The sequence below is a fragment of the Methanoregula sp. PtaB.Bin085 genome, assembly GCF_002067035.1.
Taxonomy (GTDB): Archaea; Halobacteriota; Methanomicrobia; order Methanomicrobiales; family Methanospirillaceae; genus Methanoregula.
On the sequence record NZ_MVQB01000060.1, the window covers coordinates 35,455 to 56,298 of the forward strand.

General features: G+C 50.7%; 20 protein-coding genes. 10 read left to right on the top strand and 10 right to left on the bottom strand.

The genetic code is table 11. The annotated features are described in order from the left end of the window. Positions 1-187: 187 nt before the first annotated feature. Entirely contained in the window at positions 188-3,751 is a 3,564-nt protein-coding gene (locus tag A4E33_RS12600) for a hypothetical protein (protein WP_292348588.1), read from the top strand. Further along, positions 3,748-4,041 carry an acylphosphatase gene (locus A4E33_RS12605; protein ID WP_292348589.1) on the top strand — a complete coding sequence of 98 codons (294 nt, stop codon included), beginning with the start codon at positions 3,748-3,750 and terminating at the stop codon, positions 4,039-4,041. The genes A4E33_RS12600 and A4E33_RS12605 overlap by 4 nt, the downstream gene beginning before the upstream one ends. Here A4E33_RS12605 and cas1 read toward each other — a convergent pair. Then, complete coding sequence (gene cas1 / locus A4E33_RS12610) at positions 4,025-5,086, bottom strand: CRISPR-associated endonuclease Cas1 (protein ID WP_292348590.1); 1,062 nt, start codon at positions 5,084-5,086, stop codon at positions 4,025-4,027. The genes A4E33_RS12605 and cas1 overlap by 17 nt on opposite strands. Before the next feature lie 39 nt (positions 5,087-5,125). Between cas1 and A4E33_RS12615 the strand changes: the two genes are divergently transcribed. Genes A4E33_RS12615 through A4E33_RS12625 form a run of 3 tightly spaced genes read left to right on the top strand, consistent with a single transcriptional unit; the run spans position 5,126 to position 8,151 of the window. Beyond that, entirely contained in the window at positions 5,126-6,415 is a 1,290-nt protein-coding gene (locus A4E33_RS12615; protein WP_292348592.1) for a phenylacetate--CoA ligase family protein, read from the top strand. Further along, a complete protein-coding gene (locus tag A4E33_RS12620; RefSeq protein WP_292348593.1) occupies positions 6,415-7,716 on the top strand; it encodes a phenylacetate--CoA ligase family protein in 1,302 nt (433 codons plus the stop codon). Before A4E33_RS12615 ends, A4E33_RS12620 begins: the two co-directional genes overlap by 1 nt. Further along, positions 7,717-8,151 (top strand): ACT domain-containing protein, encoded by a 435-nt coding sequence (locus tag A4E33_RS12625; RefSeq protein WP_292348594.1) that lies wholly within the window; start codon positions 7,717-7,719, stop codon positions 8,149-8,151. A gap of 8 nt (positions 8,152-8,159) precedes the next feature. Here the strand turns inward: A4E33_RS12625 and hxlA are convergent, their stop codons facing one another. The 6 genes from hxlA to cobT all read right to left on the bottom strand — a co-directional run bounded on the left by hxlA (position 8,160) and on the right by cobT (position 13,308). Next, positions 8,160-9,446: a 3-hexulose-6-phosphate synthase gene (gene hxlA, locus A4E33_RS12630; RefSeq protein WP_292348595.1), complete on the bottom strand. Its 1,287-nt coding sequence runs from the start codon at positions 9,444-9,446 to the stop codon at positions 8,160-8,162. Between the two features lie 119 nt (positions 9,447-9,565). Further along, positions 9,566-9,835, bottom strand: coding sequence for a transposase (locus A4E33_RS14775; protein ID WP_363054447.1), 270 nt, complete (start codon positions 9,833-9,835; stop codon positions 9,566-9,568). 193 nt (positions 9,836-10,028) lie between these two features. Next, complete coding sequence (locus tag A4E33_RS12635; protein WP_292348597.1) at positions 10,029-10,535, bottom strand: nitroreductase family protein; 507 nt, start codon at positions 10,533-10,535, stop codon at positions 10,029-10,031. 44 nt (positions 10,536-10,579) lie between these two features. Then, complete coding sequence (locus A4E33_RS12640; RefSeq protein ID WP_292348598.1) at positions 10,580-11,599, bottom strand: DUF3821 domain-containing protein; 1,020 nt, start codon at positions 11,597-11,599, stop codon at positions 10,580-10,582. A gap of 96 nt (positions 11,600-11,695) precedes the next feature. After that, positions 11,696-12,256, bottom strand: a complete 561-nt coding sequence (locus tag A4E33_RS12645; RefSeq protein WP_292348600.1) for a GMP synthase subunit A — start codon at positions 12,254-12,256, stop codon at positions 11,696-11,698. 41 nt (positions 12,257-12,297) lie between these two features. Then, positions 12,298-13,308: a nicotinate mononucleotide-dependent phosphoribosyltransferase CobT gene (gene cobT, locus A4E33_RS12650; protein ID WP_292348601.1), complete on the bottom strand. Its 1,011-nt coding sequence runs from the start codon at positions 13,306-13,308 to the stop codon at positions 12,298-12,300. A 94-nt stretch (positions 13,309-13,402) separates the two neighbouring features. On the opposite strand from cobT, the gene A4E33_RS12655 reads away from it, so the two are divergent. Together A4E33_RS12655 and cobS are read left to right on the top strand one after the other, a co-directional pair. After that, positions 13,403-13,837, top strand: coding sequence for a phosphatidylglycerophosphatase A (locus A4E33_RS12655; RefSeq protein WP_292348602.1), 435 nt, complete (start codon positions 13,403-13,405; stop codon positions 13,835-13,837). Further along, positions 13,834-14,544: an adenosylcobinamide-GDP ribazoletransferase gene (gene cobS / locus A4E33_RS12660; protein WP_292348603.1), complete on the top strand. Its 711-nt coding sequence runs from the start codon at positions 13,834-13,836 to the stop codon at positions 14,542-14,544. The genes A4E33_RS12655 and cobS overlap by 4 nt, the downstream gene beginning before the upstream one ends. A gap of 719 nt (positions 14,545-15,263) precedes the next feature. On the opposite strand, the gene A4E33_RS12665 is transcribed toward cobS, so the two are convergent. After that, the gene (locus A4E33_RS12665; protein ID WP_292348604.1) at positions 15,264-15,560 is read right to left on the bottom strand and encodes a hypothetical protein; all 297 of its coding nucleotides are present in this window, start codon (positions 15,558-15,560) and stop codon (positions 15,264-15,266) included. Positions 15,561-15,745: 185 nt separating this feature from the next. Here A4E33_RS12665 and tuf point away from each other — a divergent pair, with 185 nt between their 5' ends. The 3 genes from tuf (at position 15,746) to A4E33_RS12680 (ending at position 19,331) form a co-directional block, all read left to right on the top strand. Beyond that, on the top strand, positions 15,746-17,023 hold the full coding sequence (tuf, locus tag A4E33_RS12670; protein WP_292348605.1) for a translation elongation factor EF-1 subunit alpha: 1,278 nt from the start codon (positions 15,746-15,748) through the stop codon (positions 17,021-17,023). 22 nt (positions 17,024-17,045) lie between these two features. Next, a complete protein-coding gene (gene rpsJ / locus A4E33_RS12675) occupies positions 17,046-17,354 on the top strand; it encodes a 30S ribosomal protein S10 (RefSeq protein WP_363054449.1) in 309 nt (102 codons plus the stop codon). Positions 17,355-17,702: 348 nt separating this feature from the next. Beyond that, positions 17,703-19,331 carry a flippase activity-associated protein Agl23 gene (locus A4E33_RS12680; protein WP_292348607.1) on the top strand — a complete coding sequence of 543 codons (1,629 nt, stop codon included), beginning with the start codon at positions 17,703-17,705 and terminating at the stop codon, positions 19,329-19,331. Here the strand turns inward: A4E33_RS12680 and A4E33_RS12685 are convergent. Continuing rightward, positions 19,312-20,088: a sugar phosphate isomerase/epimerase family protein gene (locus tag A4E33_RS12685; RefSeq protein ID WP_292348608.1), complete on the bottom strand. Its 777-nt coding sequence runs from the start codon at positions 20,086-20,088 to the stop codon at positions 19,312-19,314. The genes A4E33_RS12680 and A4E33_RS12685 overlap by 20 nt on opposite strands. A gap of 201 nt (positions 20,089-20,289) precedes the next feature. Further along, entirely contained in the window at positions 20,290-20,790 is a 501-nt protein-coding gene (locus tag A4E33_RS12690) for a hypothetical protein (RefSeq protein ID WP_292348609.1), read from the bottom strand. Between the last annotated feature and the right edge of the window lie 54 nt (positions 20,791-20,844).

Below are 20,844 nucleotides of genomic sequence, written 5' to 3' on the forward strand. Positions count from 1 at the left end.
GTTATGAGAATCGAAAAATACCAATCTCATGGAACTTCTATATAAACACATACGGTTCGATTTTTCACAAATATTGTTCAGTATTCAAAATGAGATTAGATTTAAGGCTGAAACGATTCGAAAGGCATATTAATGGATTACTTCAAATTGTCTGTACCAACAATTATAATTCTCCTGTGATTCGCCAATGGTCCGATCGACAGAAATTATTGAAAAAATACAACACACCCTCTCAAAAGAGGATTGGCTCAGTGTTGAGGCTCCTGTTCTCGAATTAAAAGCCCAGCAGGTGCGAAAATCCCGGAAGATCCTTATCAGTCAGATCAATCAAATTATCATTGATACTGCACTTAAAAACGATAGACCCGGCATCCTTCTGGCCTTACCGGATATTCAGGGAAGTGAGATCGATGATCTCTTCTCACGGATTGTCCGTCAGTATATTTCATCGAAACGTGATAAGTGGTATACGATAATTTATTCACTCGCAGAAAAACTGGGTAAAAAAAGCAACCAGTCCCGCGTCTTCGCCATGGTTGCCCGTGATCTTATCGATGCCGGGGTATCTGAAAAAGATCCGGATTTCATTGGAAATGGTATGGAAATCCTTGGCCATATCAGTTTCCGGAAATACCGGTCTGATATCATGATAGATATCATCCCCCTTCTGATTGTCTGGGCTGTCACTATCCACGACAAGAAACTGCTTTGTACATCCCTTCGTCTGATCGGAGAGATCGGGGACATTTCAAAACGATCCGTGCTTCATGCAGAGCTTTCCAAGGCTCTCGCGACCATCGCCATCCAGAAAAGAGACCGTACTGCATTCTTCTACAGTATCCAAAGCGCTGCCGAGATACACCAGAAGATCCGAAGGCAGACCTGCATTGCAGCCATCATTGAAAGAGGTGCAAAATCGCTCTTTGGTAAAGAGATGGCAGATATCCCCCAGTTTATTGATAATTTCGGGACAATTTCACCGGAAGCACAACTTGAGATTATCAGCGCACTGACTGCACAGCTCCTGGAACGAATAAAGGATAAGGAACAGATCGAGACCGTCCTACAGGCTATCTGCGGGAAAAGACCCTCCGCAACGGGGACAATCATCATTGATCTTTTAAAGAAAGCAGAACGTTCCGGGGAACTCTGGTACCTTTCAACTGCACTTGATCTGCAACAGCATATCGGCGAAAGCAGATCCTATCCTCTGCGGGAAATGATCCATGCTGCAATCGCGGTTGCGACGGCAACAGGCAATATGCAGGTCCTGAATGACCTGATACCGGTAATTGAAAAGAACAGCAGCATTGTCGGAATATCGAGAACCTACCTCCAGTTTTCCCAGATAATGCTCGCATCAGGAGATTTCGGATCAGCACTTCAATTATTTGGTAAAATCAGCCATGATACCGAAACTCATCCCCAGTATTCCGATATTCTCACGCAGATCCTGAAAGGGGGATTCCGGGATGACAGTATACCTATCGTGGATAAAATTCTTCTTGCCAAACTCAACGAAACCACGGTCTCGGGAGCTGTGTACCGGGCTGCTGTTGAAATTGCCAAGGAAGCCCCGTTTGAGGACATAGTCTCTCATATCCGCTCGTTCAATGATTTGATCGTCCTCCACCCGCGGCAAGATCATCTCTTTTTTGAGTGTATCACGATTCTTGGTGACCGAGGCTTTCTCAATATTCATGATCCCGGTATTCTTATTCGTCTGGCAGAAGCAATTTTTGATCAAGGTATAAAGGAACGGGCTGTCTCATCAATTGTCATAAAGATTGCCAAGATTGGGGTTCAGATAAAAAACCGCGATTATCTGCAGCGGGCTGTCGGACTCACCTGTGAGATTGACGGGCAGGAGACCCGCTCAGCAACCCTGAGCAGTATCATCGACGAAGCATCGCTGCTTGCAGCACAACAGGGAGATCTCGACCTCCTCCTCCGGATGCGGGCCTGGAGCAGCTCACTCCTCAAACAGGAACTTGCCGTTTACGCGATGGCTAACATTATTGACGGCGTTGTTAAATACGCAATTGATAAAAAATCGTCCGATGCCCTCGAGGAAGCATATCTCATTGCACGAGAAATTAACGATCCCTCCCTGAAGGCACAGCTGTTCGAGCGGATCGCGGAATGTTTTGTCCGGATCGGATGTATAATCCTCAAAGAGCCCTCCACTTCTTCAGCTAAGGAAGATTTTGCATCAGCCAAGAGAGCCTTCTCCCGGGGTCTTGAGATCATCAATCAGGATATCAAATCTCCTCAGGTTTCATTGAAAATTGCCGGCATTATCGATATAATAATAAACCATTCAAAGTCCAGCAGCAATCCCGATTTTATTATTCCACTAGCAATGTACACAGCGGAAATTCATAATACGTTCGAGAGGGATGCGATGATGTCGCGGATCATCTCAAGCCTTCAGACTGATATCATTCACCCGAGTTCTACCGATCCCTATGAGATCATGGCATACCTCCTCCAGAGAAGTGAAATGGCAAAGGTGGATCCCGACGTCATCGATCTGGTATCGCGTATACTACGGATGATTGTCGATCCGTTTGTCAGGTTATCCGGCCTTGCCGGTCTCGCAGAGTCTGTAATCCAGCTGCAGGACCTCGCACAGGCAAAACCTGTTCTGGAAGAGATAAAAAACGGATTAAAAGATCTCCCTGCGGAATATCAGAAGATCCTCCTCCTTTCCGATCTGACAATCCTCTATTGCCGTATCGATACCGGAACAGCCTCAGAGTGTCTCAGGGAAGGAATACGGCGTCTTGAGGGGGTCGAGTATAACCGGGAAGCTCTTGCCCGCCGTCAGATTGTTTTTGCTATTGTCCGGCTTAACACTGTACTTCCCGAATCCCGCTGGGTGGATACTGCCCTGCAGGTGATCAGCAAGATAACCGATCCTATCGAATATATCAATTCCCTTATCGCGGTTTATGGTATGATCCGAGAGGACCATGAGCGGGGAAACGAGATTCTTGGCTACATGACAGATGCCGTAGAAAAGATCGCATCGCCATATGAAAAGGTCTCCACACTTCTTGATATCATCCCGCTTGCGATCCAGAGCACCAATGGTGACACACCCTCAAAACTTCTGAAGAAGGCAGAGGTACTGACAAAAAAAATCAACATCCAGTTCATTGCCGACAGGATGCGCGATAATATTGCACAAATCTATATTATGCTTGCACAAAACAATCCTGATAAGAAATACATTGACTCAGCAATCGCTGTCATCAGGAACATCGATGATGATAATCTCCGGCAGAATTACCTGACAAAGATCGGGTATCCGGAAACCTACGAGATCCCCCCGCAGTATGTCAAGATAAAAACTCTTTCGGAAAAAATGATCGCCGAGGGATTCCATCAGAACCAGGTAACAGTCCTGGAACGTCTGGTAATGACCGTTGCCGATCGTGGCCGGGAAGCCCTCTTCTTTTCAGAGCTCGCCATTTTTTTCAGAAAAGCAAAGGAAGAAAAGGTTGCATCACGGATGCTCCAGAATGCTGTCAGGGAAGCACGGATCATACGCCCGCTCTCGCGGCGATCCTATATCATGTGCGATATTGCCCTCAAACTCCATGCAGCAGGGTGTGTCCGCACAGCGCAGGATATCCTCGATAATGCTATCGATGCAGCTACCAACATCAGGCAGTCTGCGCTCAGGGATGAAGTTTTTGATGAACTCGGCCTTGCAATCCGGATCATGCAGGAGATGGAGCAGTGAAAACCATAGAGATCACTATCTCCGGACGGGTTCAGAGAGTCGGATTCCGAGCATGTGTACGGAAGATTGCTGCTGATCTCTCTGTTACCGGTACCGTATTGAATCTTCCGGATGGCAGGGTACAAGTATTTGCCACTGGAGAATCCATGATACTTGAAAAATTCATCTCAATGCTCTATGGATGTCCGCGTGCGGTCATCCGTGATGTAAAACATACAGAAATCCTTCCAAGAACATTTGAAGGATTTTCTATTATAAAAAATGAAGACAGAATCAGTACTGAACTGTAAATTCACTGCCTTTCCGGATCGCATCCGCGAGATCTGACACCAGGTTATTGATTTTTTCAGTATTGATTGACAAGTGGAGCCGCCGGGTGATCTCTTGTATAAGATCGTCAGAAAGCATGCATCTGTTTGGCGTCAGCTCATAATCCTCGCTGTTAAGACCTTCATTTACTCTCCGGAAGATAACGGAATCGACCATTCCGGGTCTGAAGGGATCGGCGAGATCATAAATTAGGCCGTTTTTTCCGTCATGCAGAAAACCTGCATCCGGATCGAGCCGGGCACCAAACGATGCTATAGTGCAGTTACCTAACAGCAGTGCATATCCAAAGGAGAGCATGGCATTGACCGGATCTACGTAAGGCCGGGGGGTCCGACGCCTGAATCCCAGATCCGGCGGCAGACTGCGGGCCATTATTTCATAGTACATATCCGAGACCAGCCGGTGCAGGCGCCGGATTTCATCTATTTTGATGAGAAATGCGAACTCATCCCTGGACTTGAGGAGAAATTCCAGTTCACCCTCATAGAAAAGGTGAGTGTTTTTCAGCTGCTCTTCCTGTTCCATGAGGAGAATCCGCGCCTGGGCGGAGTTCTTCGCAAGTGCAGTAGCAAAGCGCTGGTGAGGAATCATTCTCTGAAGTTCGCAGAGTTCAGAAATATTCCGGTCACCAGAAGGGAGGATGGTACCGGCGGGCGTTCCATCAGCCTCGAAAAATGATATCAGAGCTCCGTGCCGGATCAAGTTCAACACGGTGGATGAGTGAATTGTGTGCCCCCCAACAATGAGGAGGTTTTTCACATCCGTTATGGGGTACTCCTCTATTGAATTTTTCTTATGGATGATCAGGGTTTTCGGAGTCGATTTGATATGGGCACCAAAACCGCTGACGGTAATCCACGGGTACTCTTTCACAATCAACACCAAAAATGGTTCATCTGTTCTAATTACTACCACATATCGCCTGATTAAGCCATCGTTTTTTTCTGACTGCCGCTTCAAGAGACCGCCGTGATTTCGGTGGATATAAACCGAATCAAGGGTCATATATACCGTTGTCATGCAATAGCATAACAGGGAGTGTTCATGTACTGGGACAAGAAGATGGAGACCCTGAAAACAGCTGACCTGAAGGAGATACAGCTGAAACGCCTGAAAAAGACCTTAAAGCAGGTGCAGAATGTAGGGTTTTACCAAAAAAAACTCGCGGACGCAGGGATCAATCCATCGTCAATAAAGACGCTGGATGACATCACGAAGATTCCATTTACAAAAAAACAGGATCTTCGGGATGGGTATCCGTTCGGTTTTTTTGCTGTGCCGATGAAGCAGATCGTCCGTATTCATACCACATCTGGTACCACCGGTAAACCTACGGTCGTGGGGTATACAAGAAACGATCTTGACGCATGGTCGGATCTTATCGCCCGCAACATGACGATGGTCGGGATCACCGCAGATGATATCTTCCAGAACATGGTTAACTACGGGATGTTTACCGGGGGTCTCGGATTTCACTACGGGGCAGAAAAGATCGGTATGACCGTCATTCCCAGCGCAACGGGCAACACGAAACGCCAGCTTGAGATGATGCATGATTTCGGCGTCACGACTATCCATTGCACCCCCAGTTATGCCATGCACCTGTCGGAAGTCGCAGAGGAGAACCACGTCTCTCTCGGAAGCCTGAAGACCGGCCTCTTTGGCGCAGAACCCTGGTCTGAGAGCACGCGTAAGATGCTCGAGAACCGGCTCGGTATCACTGCGTATGATTCCTATGGTCTCTCAGAACTTTTTGGACCGGGCGTGGCTTTTGAATGTCAGGAACGGGATGGCCTGCACATCTGGCATGACTGTTACCTCGTCGAAATCATTGATCCGCAGACGGGAGAGCATGTTGCAGATGGTGAACACGGTGAACTCGTCGTGACTCCGCTCGTTAAAGAGGCTATGCCTCTGCTTCGCTACCGTACCGGAGACGTGACAATGTTGATGGAAGACGGCTGCCTCTGCCGCCGCGGGAAGAAGATCGCACGGATCACCGGACGGAGCGACGATATGCTGGTAATCCGCGGGATCAATGTCTTCCCCTCCCAGATCGAGCACGTACTCCTGAAGATCCCCGAAGTCGGGAACCAGTTTATGGTTTATATTGACAAAATTAATCATCTGGACGAGATGACAGTTGAAGTGGAGATAAACCGCGAATACTTCAGCGGTGAGCTGGCCGATCTTGCAAACCTCCAGAGAAAGGTTGTGAAGGAGCTCAGGGATGCCCTAGAGCTGAGGACAACCGTGAAACTTGTGGAACCTGGTTCGCTCCCGCGATTCGAAGGCAAAGCCAAACGCGTTATCGACCGGAGGGAAAAAGAGTAATGGTATGCTGGGATCCGCGCATCGAAGAGATGCCAAAGGAAGAGCTGCAGCGGATGCAGTACAAACTTTTAAAAAGCCTTGTCTACCGGCTGTACAGCTTTTCGCCATTTTATCATGACCGTATGAAAGAACAGAAAGTCCACCCGGATGATATCAGACAATTATCCGATGTAAAGATACTTCCGTTCATGTTCAAGCGGGATCTTCGTGACGGATACCCTGATAAGATCTTTACCGCTTCGCAGGACGAACTTGTCCGGTATCATGTATCTTCGGGAACAACCGGCAAACCAACGGTTGTCGGGTATACCCAAAACGATATTGATCTCTGGACAACATCGCTCGCCCGTGCCCTGACATCAGCCGGTCTCGGGCGGGGGGATGTAATTCAGGTAAGTTATGGGTACGGGCTTTTCACCGGAGGGCTGGGCCTCCACTATGGAGCAGAACGCATCGGTGCAACGGTTCTTCCCACAAGTGTCGGGAACACGGAACGCCAGATCGAGCTGATGCAGGACCTCGGGTCCACGGCAATCGCATGCACCCCCTCGTACCTCCTGCATATGGGAGAAGTTGCAGAAAAGATGGGAGTCAGCATTAAAAAGGACACAAAACTCCGTACCGGGATTCTCGGGGCAGAACCCTGGACAGAGAGTATGCGCAACAGGATGCAGGAGTGGCTTGGTATCCGGGCAATCGATATCTATGGCACAAGCGAGCTTTCGGGCCCGATGTTTACTGAATGTACTGAGCAGAAAGGATTCCATGTCTGGGGTGACTTGGCCCTGACCGAAGTCATCGATCCCAAGACAGAGGAGCCGGTTACTCCCGGGGAGAAAGGCGAACTCACCATCACAATCCTGAAAAAAGAAGCCCTCCCGATGATCCGGTACCGTATCGGAGACATCACATCCATGGATGACAGTCCCTGTACCTGTGGGAGAACCCATCCCCGCATCCAGCGGATCACTGGCCGTGTTGATGATATGCTGATTATCCGGGGTATCAATGTCTTCCCTTCGCAGGTCGAATATGCCCTGATGACGATCCCCGAGGTGGGGCAGCACTTCCAGATCGTAGTTGAACGGAAGGGAGCTCTCGATGATATGCTCGTCCGCGTCGAGCTGAACCGGGAATCGTTCTCCGATAAAATCACGGATATCATGGCCATACGCCAGAAAGTCGAACACAGACTCCTTAACGCACTGAATGTAAAAGCAGACGTGGAATTGGTCGAACCGGGATCGCTGCCCCGGTTTGAGGGAAAATCAAAGAAGGTTATTGACAAGAGGTCGATGTAAATGGACACCCATAATTACATTATCAGGCAGATCTCGATATTCTCTGAAAACCGCCCGGGGCGTCTGGCAGCCATTGCCCACGCGCTGGGAGAGGAGAAGATCAACATCCTCGCTTTCAGTATTGCCGAGGCAAACGGATTTGGCGTAGTAAGGGCGCTCGTTGATAATCCGGAAAAAGCGCACAACAAACTGCAGGCGCTCGGTTTCAATATCGCATTTACGGATGTAATCGCAGTCAAGATGAAGGACCAGCCCGGCGGATTATATGAAGTTGCAAAGATCCTTGGCGACGCAGGAATCAACATCGAATATTCCTATGCCTACTCCGGCAAAGACGGTGCGGTCCTTATTCTCCGGGTCGATCAGGTAGAAGATGCTATCAGGAAGATCCGTGCTTCGGGAGCAACCCTCCTTGAGCGATCGGTCTTCCATTAAAATGGTACTTACCTTTTTTCCCATTTGATAAGTTCAGTCACCTTGGAGAGAGTGCTCCCTCTCCGGATCTCCTCCCGGATCCGCTCCTCATTTTTCCGGACTTCGAGTGCTCGCCTCGCGATCTCGTAAGCCCGCTCCTGTGGAACGACAACAATCCCGCTTTCATCGCCAATGATCCAGTCCCCCGGGCGGACATACTGGCCGGCGCAGCGGATCTCGGCATTGATCTCTCCGAATCCCTTGGGTTCTCCCGCGTTAGGAACGATAGCCTTCGCAAACAGGGGAAATTTCATTGCCCGGATATCATCGATATCCCGGACAGCCCCGTCAATAACGACACCGGCGATTCTTTTCCTCCTGCAGCTTTCTGTCGCAAGTTCACCCCATGGGGCCACATCAGTGATGCCGTCGTTGTTGATGACAATAACATCCCCCTCACCTGCAACGTCGATAGCCTCGACCGGCTTTGCCCAGTCACCACCGATGGTATGCACGGTTACTGCCCTGCCAGCCATCTTCACGTTCCCGCAGAAGGAAAGGAGTCCGGCCATGGCTCCTTTACGGTGCATCGCGTCCGTGATGTTCGGTGTTGATACTTTCATAAAAATTGTCCGGATTTCGTCATCACCGGACTTCTTTGTCCGTGTTTTTCCCACAGGTTTATCCATCGCTTCCCGTATCTTCCGTGCCGACGCGGTGACATCAGCAGACCGCACAATCCAGCCGCCAACGATGACAATATCTGCCCCGCGCCTGACAGCCTCTTTTGCTCCATCCGCATCGATGCCCCCCGCAACGGCAACAGGGACATGGACCTTTTCCGCGATGGCTGAAAGGAGGGAAAGCGAATCCTTTCCTGTCATCTGCTGATCGATTCCTGTATGGGCACAGACGATATCGATCCCCATCTTCTCAAGCTGCACAGATCGTTTCTCTGGATCAGGTGTATTGATCAGATCCGCCATCAGCCGGATGCCATAGAGCCTGGCGGCGCGGATAGCATCAGCTACAACCGCATCGTCAGCATCGGCAAGGATACAGACGATATCTGCCCCTGCTTTAGCGGCCATCTCCACTTCCATTGCTCCGGTATCGGCAACCTTCATGTCGGCAATAATCGTTGCCTGCGGAAACCTGTCACGGAGTTCACGGACTGCCTGGATTCCCTCGCTCTTAATCAGGGGTGTTCCGGCTTCTATCCAGTCGGCGCCACCGTCCACTGATTCCTGTGCTATCTGCAATGCCCGTTTCAATTCAAGGAGGTCGAGCGCTACCTGCAGAATCGCCTTTTTCATAATCAATGATTGGGTTCACCTGATGTTTAATCATTACCCGTAACAGGGTATATTTCTGCGATGCTGGCCGCGCAAATGCAAAAAAATGGTGATGATGTATAACCCACCACAAAGACCAGTTAATGCAACATCAAATCAACAAGAATTTCAATTGAATCTTTCTCTCCATTGTTGTATCTCCATTCCATCTTTTTGAGGGAATAGAGAAACTTTTCTTTTGAGATCCATGATATTTCATCAGACGTTCTTTTGGCAAAGGACCGGAATCCTTCGATACCGTTGATGTTCACTTTTCCTTGCTTGAACTTGTATTGATGATCGATACGGAGGTGACGATAACCGCAGAACATGATCGAGTCATAACCGCACCATTTGTCGGCGTAAACAATTGAGCCCCGTCGTCCTTACTACACAGTGTCATTCATTGGAGATTCGGTATACAATGGTTCTCCCCGTTTTCTCCAGATTCCAGGGAGTGTTTATCTTCAGAAACCAACTCCCAGATATCCCGAAAATTCATACCTCTCATTTCATCCACCCTGCCTTCAGATCAGTCGTGGACTTTACTCAATCACCAAAAATTTATTCCTTTTCGAATTTTTCAAAGAACGTAATATGCTTCATTGTCTTTTTCTGCACAATAGCAATATCTGCCGGGTTCCCTGCTGCTATCAGGGAGACAAGCGTATACTCTTTGGGAACATCAAGGAGTTTACGGACATCCTCTGCATAGGGTTTCTTGTCACCGGCCACCCAGCACGAACTGATCCCGTACGCCTGCAGCGCGAGAATCAGGTTTTCAGTCGCTGCACAGCAGTCCTCGAGATAGTACGGGTGTTTTTTATCGCCGAAAACCGCAAAGCAGAGCGGGGCATCTCTGATGAACTTCCCGTAATCAGTCATGGCTGCAATCTCAGAGAGTGTTTTCTTATTCCTGATGACGCCGAACAGCCATGGCTGCACATTCATCGCCGTCGGCGCCCTTGCTGCACATTCCAGGGCATCGTTGACAACGAGATCCGCCACCGGGTCAGGTTTGAATTTCCGGACACTGTGGCGTGATTTTATCACGGTTGTTACAACATTCATATTCCGGAATAGGAAAGAGGGGTAAATATAATCTCGTAAAAAAATTAGTTTCTCCTGAAGATCAAGGCTGTTGCAATAAGTAACGCAGTGCCTGCAAGGACAGATTCAAAACCGGGGGATTTTGCCGGGGTTGTTGTTACCGGGACTGTTGTCTGAACCACAGTCGCTGTTGTTGGGAGAGGTGTCGGCTCGAGGGTTGTGGTCACACTAGTGGTAGCTACCGTTGTAGGTGTTGTTGTTTTAACTGTCGTTGGAGGTGAAGTGATAATGGTTGTCGGTAATGCTGTCCGGGTAGAAGCACCAATCAGCGGATTCCTCTCCTGGTCGAGAATACCCCACGCAGAGGTGTAGGTTTTCCCGACATCTCCGTAATTATCTTTCATGGAATTTGCATTGCATTCTGCCCAAATCCTGTACGTCCCGTACGGATAGAGAGCCGATCGTGCAGTATCCCATATGGCACCGGTTGAATAGGGTGACGTTGGGACTGCGATATTGTCGATGTTCGTAGTGACTCCATTCTTGTTGGTCAGGGCTGAGTAAATTGCCCCATCTGGTGCCTGGACCTTGATAGTGACAGGGGCACCTGTCACTCCGGGGCGCTGGCTCATCTGGTAGAGGTTTGTCGTTATTTTGAACGAGACTTCGGAACCCGTGGTGATCCATCCGTTTTCGGATGCATCAACACCAAGTGTTGCATCCATGACCCGTAAGTCCAGGTTCGGATCTGACACGATGAAAGCGGTGCCATTGACTTTTCCGGATGTGTTAAGACGGTACCATGGACCAAGTTTCCCTGAGAATTCCGTCGGGGAAATAAAAAAGGCTGAAGGATTTGCAACCGAGATTGTATAACTCGGGGAGCTTGTCTGAATTGCTGCAGCTGAAGCCCACCAGGCGATCGTGGAATCCCCATCCATCGCGGCAACGATATTCAGGTTTTCTTCACCAAGAAAGACCACGTTACCCGGTGTGATTGTATTAAGGGCGGCAAGAACCCCCGCAGGGATGACAAGCAGTATGAGAATCGATACTGCAAAGATTTTTCCGGATCTGTTGATCATAAGGAACCTTGACATTTCCCATTATATATACTTGTCAAATCAGCCGTTAGCATCACCAGAAAAAATCCAGGATACAAAAAATGGCTGATGGTAGGATCAACTATTTTCCCGGATAATACTGTCAAAATTCAGAAATACCCGGTTCCCCTCGAACGTATGGCTGACTTCCGGGTGCCACTGGAGCCCGTAGATATGCCGGTCGGGCTTTGCAATCGCCTCTGCGCCACAGACACCGGAACGGGCAAGAAGTGTGAATCCATCAGGAATCCTTGTTACTTCGTCTGCGTGCGATGCCCAGACAGTTACCTGGTGCGGGTACCCGCTGAGAATATCGTTATGCTCACAGATCTCGACCTCGACTGGTCCGTAGCCTCCGGATTGACCTGGATGAACGCTTCCGCCATATTTTGTTGCAATGATATGAAGGCCCAGGCAGATGCCAAGCACGGGAAGGCCAAGATTCAGGTATTCTGCACAGTTACCTGCCCGGGTGATATCCGGCCCTCCACCGAGGATAATCCCCCGGCACTCCTCACCAATCCTTGCAGCCGGTGTGGAATTTGGGACCAGCACGGCATCAAGATCAAGATCTCGGAGGGCCCGGTGGATAAGGTGATTGAACTGCCCGAAGTTGTTGATCACATAGATAGGGAGCATGGTTTATTCACTAAGAATGCAGTGCGATCCTATAATATTGTTCAACTATAGGAAGTGACCATATTCAGGATCTCCTGTCGGATTGATGCCGGAGAATGTCCCATCAGAAACGCGAGATACATTGCCCCTCCGGCCCCCATCCCCTCCTTGACTTCACCGATACAGTACCGGGCAAGGCCGGCATGTCCGAGAGAATCGAAGCCGGGATTAACATATGAGACATGGACACCAATCTTTTCTGCAAGCGACTGCACGTTGGCTGAAGTATCATCCCGCACATAGGATGTTGTGACAACGCGAGGGAGAGGCTGGTCCAGTGCCCGGATAAGCGCACTGACCGCGAGCATCTGCGTCCCTCCGGCAAGAATCAGTGTGCCGGAATACGTCTTCGAGATCCCGGCAGCGACCGGCATCATGGGATCGCCAAGTGCACGGACCAGATCATGAGGAGTTGTATACCCGGTTTTCATAACCCGCTCAAGTGCCTGCCGGCAAACCTCTTCTTTCAGCGATACCGGATTGTTAACGTAACTGCTACTCACTGATGCATTGTAACCCAGCGCCCGCAGCAGACAGAGTGCTGTGGTGGTTCCGCCGGGTACGCTCTCACCGAGAACGAGAAGATCGCAGCGGGCTGACAGGAACTTACCAATACGCTGGCCTTGTTCATATAATCGGGTGGCAGCAGGCAAGGCATCATTCGTGCGGGGATCACCGGCCGGCTCGCCATACACGTCGAGACAGGGGACTACCGGTGCATGACGGAGCCCTGCATTGATCAATAGCGGTGTCTGGCCGGTCAGCATCATCATTGCTCGCGTTATGGTAGCTGGCGTGGGGCATCCGGTTGGCGTATCGGATTTTACCGGCACACTGGTAATCGCGCCGTTCACGATAAGTTCTGCATCGAGATTCGGTGTCAGAAGAGTCTTTTCCGGAGAAGGCCCGGCGCCTGATATTCCAGGTACCGTGGAGAGGATCGTATTCGCGAGAATGCCTGCAAAGAGGGGCGACCTGAAGGAGAAGTCCGGTTTTTCCGAGATGAATTCCATGCGTATCAGTCAATATACTAATGGTTCCTGACCGGTTTCAAGATTGCGATCGGTTCCAAACCTCTAATACTGCCCCGGCCGTATCTCATGGTACATGTTTGAGATAGAAAAGCGACTTGCCGACCGTGGCATCACGCTTGACGACATGGTCGACGCTGCCATGGGACTCTACGTTTCCCACGGTATGTCTGACAGAGACGCGGCGATCGAGATTAGAAAGAAGATCCGTAAGTATCTTGACGATCCGAACGTTGCCTCGCTCCTTCTCGGTGCGATCCTTCTCGAGGACGAGCTCTATACAAAACGGAAGAACTCTGAGATAGCTGACGACCCGATCTTCTTATTAAGCGACGAGATCCTCGGTATGGCGATCGCTGAATGCATCGGCGGTACCTATGCACGTTTCGAGTTCACGCGATACGACCAGAAGAAGCCTGGCATCCTTGCACGCCTCGGGCCATTCCTTGACGATGCGGTTGCTGGTCTGATCGCTGGCTGTACCTCCCGCCTGTACAGCGAATGCCTATGAGTGCCGTTGTTTCCCTCCTGCAGTTTGCCACAATCCTCCCGCTCGGGAAACCGCAGGATCTCGAACAATTTGCGCGCCACTCATGGATCTACCCCCTTGCCGGGTATGTCATCGGCTGCCTTGCCGCACTCCCCGTCCTCTTCATTGCGGACCATGCAATCGCTGCTGCAGTCGCAATCGCGGTCGTACTTCTTCTCTCCGGTGCCCACCATTTCGATGGCCTTCTCGATCTCGGTGACGGTCTGATGGCACATGGCGACCGGGAGAAGCGGGTCAGGGCACTCACCGACCGTCAGGTAGGGGCCGGGGGTGTCTGCGCCGGTATCGTCACGACCCTCCTCCTTTTTTCCGCTTTACAGGCCTCCGCTTCAATCGCCGCTGCCATTATCATCGGAGAAGTCTGTGCCAAGGTCTCCATGACCTACCTCACGGCATATGGGGAACCATTCCGCGAAGGAATCCACAGTTATCTTCACGGGTTCGCCCGCCCCGATTTTCCGTTCCTTGCCATCCTGCTCTGCATTCCCCTCTTCCTTCTCCCCGTTCCACCGGTGAAGATCGGCGCTGCCGGTGCTGTGATGATCCTCTGCCCGGCGGTCCTCCTTCTCCTGTCCCGGAGGCTCTTTGGAGGGATAAACGGAGACGTTGTCGGTGCCTCGAACGAGATTACCCGGGCGCTGGCAATCATCGCGATGGTGCTGGCTTAGAATTCCGGCTTTAATTGACAGTAGGACGATCTGATCAGGTAATCAATCCGAGAGTAAGTGAGGGGGGAGGTACCTCCACCCCCCTTCTCTATTTTTTCCGGAAGGTGGTGACCACTCCCCAATCCCTTGGGGGGTGGGGGAGGTAGGGTACTCCCCCCCCTGCCATGCAGGTTGAAACCGAACCATCTCACTCAAACCCCGATAGCCATTTTTTTTTCGGATTCGCGCCGGATTTTCCATGCGAAATACCAGAGCGGAAACAGTGGCAACAGTACAAAACTCCATTTCCGGGTGGGGGGGGGTACCCCCACCCCCTTCCTGTTTTTTTCCGGAGGGGGTACCCCAGCCATAAGGGAGTAAGGGGGAGGGGACACCTCCCATTTCAAATATGAGCCGGGATTACAGGTATCGACGGCAATCCCTTGAGGGTCAATGGAGGAAAGCGGGAGAGGGGGGAGGGGGTACCCCTCCCCCTCTCCCTCCTGTACGGATCCCTTCCGGAGTCCGGTGACGCACCAGCGATTCCGGGTTTTTATCCTGCAATGCTCATATGTGGCAATTTTTCGTATTCCGATGAGTAACGTTTCGGCTGAATATCCACCGTTCGAAACCATTTTCAACGTAAAATAGGGTTGGTTGTTTTTTCACAGGAATGTCTGAGATAAAAAATACGTCACGATATAGTATACCAGATTCGGGGCATATCAAAGACCCGATCATCAGTATAACTTTGCATAACCTGTGTTTGCATCGTCATCGCAGGCGATTGCGTGGCCGTCGCGGACAAGCGTGTTGAACATCATCGCTGCGTTCATGAGGGTATCATCAGACCCTCTGCCCGAACGGATTGCGTCCAGCGCTTCCTTCTGGGGTGCAGGTGCTGTGCGCTTTCCGAGAATAATCCCCGTACAGTGTCGGCAGTATGCACATTTACTGGTGACAGAGACCGGCCCATCCGCGCACGGAACGGTAACACGCCCCTTTTTCTCATCCCTTACAAATTCGAGTGTCTTCATAATTCAGGATTTTTTTCGCTTCCGATATCAGGGTTACCATTTCAGATTCAGGATCATTTTCCATTGCATTTTGTTACAGGCATTTCTCCCGTAAACCGGTAGAGTTTATATAGACCGGGCTCATATAAGTAATACTCGCACAAACTGACTGTAAGCGCACAGTCCTGCTTTGGAGGAACGATTAAATGGCATCTGACAAGCCCCACATGAATCTCGCCGTAATCGGCCATATCGACCACGGGAAGTCAACCACCGTGGGACGGATGATGTTCGAGACCGGTGCAGTACCGGCACATATCATCGAAGGTTACCGCAAGGAGGCCGAGTCCAAGGGTAAGGCTACCTTTGAATTTGCATGGGTTATGGACAACCTCAAAGAAGAGCGTGAGAGAGGTATCACCATTGATATCGCCCACAAGCGCTTCGACACCCCCAAGTATTACTTTACGGTTGTCGACTGCCCCGGGCACCGCGACTTCGTCAAGAACATGATTACCGGCGCATCCCAGGCCGACGCCGCCATCCTTGTCGTCGCAGCTCCCGACGGTGTCATGGAACAGACCAAGGAGCACGTTTTCCTTGCAAGGACCCTTGGCATCACCCAGATCATCATCGCAGTCAACAAAATGGACGCCGTCAAGTATGATGAGAAGCGGTTCAACGAGGTCAAGAAAGATCTTTCAGACCTCATCAAGATGGTCGGTTACAAGCCCGACGAAACTCTTTTCATCCCCGTCAGCTCCCTGCAGGGGACCAACATCAAGACCAACAGCCCCGAAACCCCCTGGTACAAGGGTCCGGCACTGGTCCCGGCACTCGATACCTTCAAGGAGCCCGAGAAACCAACCGACAAACCGCTCCGTCTCCCCATCCAGGACGTATACAGTATCAGCGGTATCGGCACCGTGCCCGTTGGTCGTGTTGAGACCGGTATCATGAAGAAGGGAATGAAGGTCGCCTTCATGCCCGCCAACAAAGACGGGGAAATCAAGTCAATTGAAATGCACCATGAAGAGATCCCGCAGGCAGTACCCGGTGACAACGTCGGCTTCAACGTCCGCGGTATCGGCAAGGGCGACATCCGTCGCGGCGATGTCTGCGGTCCTGTCGAGGCTCCCCCGACAGTTGCAGAAGAGTTTACAGCACAGATCGTTGTACTCCAGCACCCGAGCGCACTGACCGTCGGATACACCCCGGTCTTCCACTGCCACACTACCCAGACTGCTTGCACGTTCACCGAGCTCAAAAAGAAACTCGACCCCCGTACCGGTCAGACCAAGGAGGAGAACCCGACATTCCTCAAGTCCGGTGATGCGGCAATCGTTACCATCACACCGACAAAGCCGATGGTCATCGAGAATGTCAAGGAACTCCCGCAGCTCGGCAGGTTCGCCGTCCGTGATATGGGATCGACCATTGCGGCTGGTATGTGCATCGCAATCAAGCCAAAGCAGTTGAGATAAATTTTTTTTGGATGTGAAAATGATGCAGAAAGCCAGAATTCGCCTGACGGGGACGGACTTCAACAAGGTAGAGATGGTCTGTAACAGGATACGGGAGATTGCAGAGCGCACAGGTGTAAATCTGGCCGGCCCGATACCGCTTCCGACAAAACGGCTCGTTGTTCCCATACGGAAAAGCCCCGACGGTGAGGGGACCGCAACCTGGGACCGCTGGCAGATGCGTGTTCACAAGCGCCTCATCGATATTGATGCAGACGAGCGTGCACTCCGGCAGCTTATGCGCATCCAGGTTCCCAAAGATATCGGCATTGAAATAGTCTTAGAGAGTTGAAGTTACTCGCGTGCAGTAAGCCGCGGGCATATCCCGGCAGAAAAAATTAATCTTAACTTTTAACAGAATCTTAATCCTCATCCTCCTCTTTGCGTTTTTCCTTCGCTTCTTCTCTCCCGACCTCAGACTGTCACCATGATGAGGCATTCCGTGCGTTATTTGTTATGATCTCCTGACAAGATTGCAGGCCTTCATAACTTATTTACCGCTTCGTGCAGACCTTAGGTATCCAATGAGTGGGTGCATTCCCGACATGAGCCGAAGCGGTATTTCGGGCACAATAACTGCTGGTACTGCCATCGCGAAAAATTCGATTGGGATTACGAAATCCGCTGGCAGGAGAATACCATGAAATATTCCAGGACAACAATCGCATTTTTCCTCATCCTTATCCTCGCATTCATCCTCCGCTTCTGGCAGCTCGACCTCAAACTGCTGCATCACGATGAGGCGATCCATTCATGGTTCTGCTTTGAACTCCTGACCAAGGGTGCGTGGCAGTACGATCCCAGTTATCACGGGCCGTTCCTGTATTTCATAACTACCGGGCTGTTTGCGCTGATAGGACCATCCGATATCGCTGCCCGTATCCTTCCATCGCTCTTTGGTTTCGCCATCATCCCGCTGGTTTACTGTATCTACCGGATTGGTTATATCAACAGGAACCAGATGCTGGTTGCCTCCCTGTTTATTGCCATATCCCCCGATATGGTGTATTTCTCCCGTTTCCTCCGTCATGATATATTCATGTTGTTCTTCACCATGCTCATGCTGGTTGCAATCCTGTATTATTTCGAACGGGGCCAGACGCGGTTTGCCGCACTCGCGGCTGTTGCAGCAGCAGGAGCGCTCTCCTGCAAGGAAGAGATGCCGGTAATTGTTATCATTTTTATTTTGTTCTTTTCCTTCGCTGCATGGAAAAAACGGTTTGTTCTTCCATCACAGTGGAAAACCGACCTTCTTGTCTCATGTGTGCTGGTAGTCGCTATCATGAGCGTCCTTTACTCGGCATTCTTTTATCATATCGACACGCTGATCGGCCAGAACTTTTCGATCACGGCGCAGGGACTGCATTTTGAGACGAATACAACTGGATGGTACCGTGCTATCGAGCACTGGACGGCAATGCACAACCAGCAGCGTCTTGGCGGACCGATGTATTACTATGTGCCGCTGTTCCTCCTGTACGAGCTCCCGATCTTCATCCTTGCGATCATCGGGACACTCCAGTTTCTCCTCGCGGGATTCCACCCCCTGATCTTCCTGAAAAAGGTAAAGAACTGGATCCGGGAACGCAGATACAGCCTCCCCATACGCGATCTTGCTGCTGTCACGCTCATGCAAATTCGGAGCGGTGAGAATTTGGATCGGAAATCCGAGGAATTCTTCCGATTCTGTATTGTCTGGATGATCGGGACGATGGCATTTTATGCATACGTGGGAGAGAAGGTCCCCTGGCTCATCATCGCCCAGCTGCTTCCGATGTGTTTCGTTGCCACATACAAACTGAACTGGCAGAAGGCTGCATTCGCACTTGCAGGATGCATCTTCCTCATTGTAATGACCTGGCACGTGGCTTTCATCCCTGCTGATATCAACGAACCCATCGTCCAGGTCCAGAATTCAGAGGATATGCGCGAAGTGATGGCCCTGATGGATGCATCCGACCATGTTGTCATTGCTTCAAAGGACTACTGGCCGCTTCCGTGGTATTACCGGGGCGACCGGTGGAACAAGATAGAATTCTATGGCAGTCAGATGAGCACGGATACGCTGACGCAGAAGAGTCCCGGAGTGATTATTCTTCATGATACGGAGAGTTACCCCTCCATACCCGGATACCAGAAAAAGACCTATAAACTCAGTTACTGGTTCTCGTTCTATGACAATGAAAAACGACTGCCGGAATACTACCTTCGCCGGGACGGGAAGATGGGGAGCATCAATATCGATGTCTTTACCCCTCTGCCGGCATAATCCGTTTTTTGCCCTGCCGTTTTCCGCTGTGGATTTTCTTGTGTTTTCTCCGGTTCAGCATCCCGAGACTTTTTTCAACTGCAGGAAAGTCTTTCATCTCGAGGACTGATGTTGCACCGGTCCGTTCAAGCGCCTTGAAAACCGGCGCAAAATCGATCGAACCCTCACCGATTGCGCTATGGGTATCCGTTTTTCCTCTGTTATCATGGATATGCATATGACAAAAAGGGATTTTCAGAAATTCATCAAGACACCCGTTGAGGTAAGCATGGCCGGTATCCAGTGTAAGGCCCGAACCCTTGATCAATGAAAGGCTTTCCGGTGTTCTGAGGTTGAAATAGTTCATGTTGCCCATATTCTCGAACCAGAAGGTTACTGAATATTCACGCGCCGCATGGTTCAGTTCCCGCAGGGATTTTTGAAATTTCCTTTCTACCGCATTGCGTTCCTGCTCCCAGGCATAATATCCCGGGTGAACGACAACACCCAATGCCCCAACCGCGGCTGCCCGGGCAAAACAATCCGATGTCACCTGTACGCTTGCTTTCCTGATAGGTTCCAGGAGTGAGGCAACATTGACGCCATGAAACGGTGCGTGGAGAATATATTTTCGATTATAACTTTCAAACAGGCTGGCATCACGAATAAAATGGGGGCCTTCATCCATAATCTCGATGAGATCCGTCAGCGGGGAGAGCCGGTCGAGTGCTTGTGCAAGCGGTTCACTCATCAGGCAGCAGCTCGATATACCCGGCATGATGAAGCGGTACGCCCGGGGGAATATAATGGTATTGAAGGGATCTCCCCGTTCACCGCTCTGCCTCGGAACGCGGGATCGCGACTGTCATCGGACATGAATTATTTTTCATAGACCAAAACAGGAATCAAGGTTTTGTGGGGGATAAATCGGTACTTTCCAGATCTTTTACGAGGAAAAATCAATACAGGCAGGGAGAATTCAGCTGTTACGGGGGCCCAGCCCGTCAAGCCAGCAGAGATATCCTGTAACCGTGCCGATCGTGAGAGCGGTGATAAGCGCCGGGAGGAACCACGTTCCCCGGAAGAGAATAATGACAACGCAGACGGCAAATCCGAGACCTGTGGCGAGTGCGAGCATGCTCATGATAACCCGGGTATCGGTGAACAATGTTGAACCGGAACGGGTATTGATATCAAAAGGGCTGTCGGCATGGATCAGTATACGCGTCCCTGCCGGCGTTCCTTCGGATATAACTGCCAAAACAACTTCATCTGTCCGGAACTCCTGGCGATCCAGCCAGACCATGTAACCGATGACGGTCCCGAGTATCACAGCCGCAAATCCAACCGGCAGGAACCATGTTCCCTGGAAAAAATACAGCAATCCCGAAAGGAGAAGACCGAGGCCGATACCGGCGAGCAGCATGCTGGTCACGACTTTCGGGTGAGTGAAGGTGTCGTAAAGAGCCGCCGTATCCATGATTACTCGTTGTTTGGCGGGGGGGACGATAAAGGATTCCGGGGAACTTCGCAC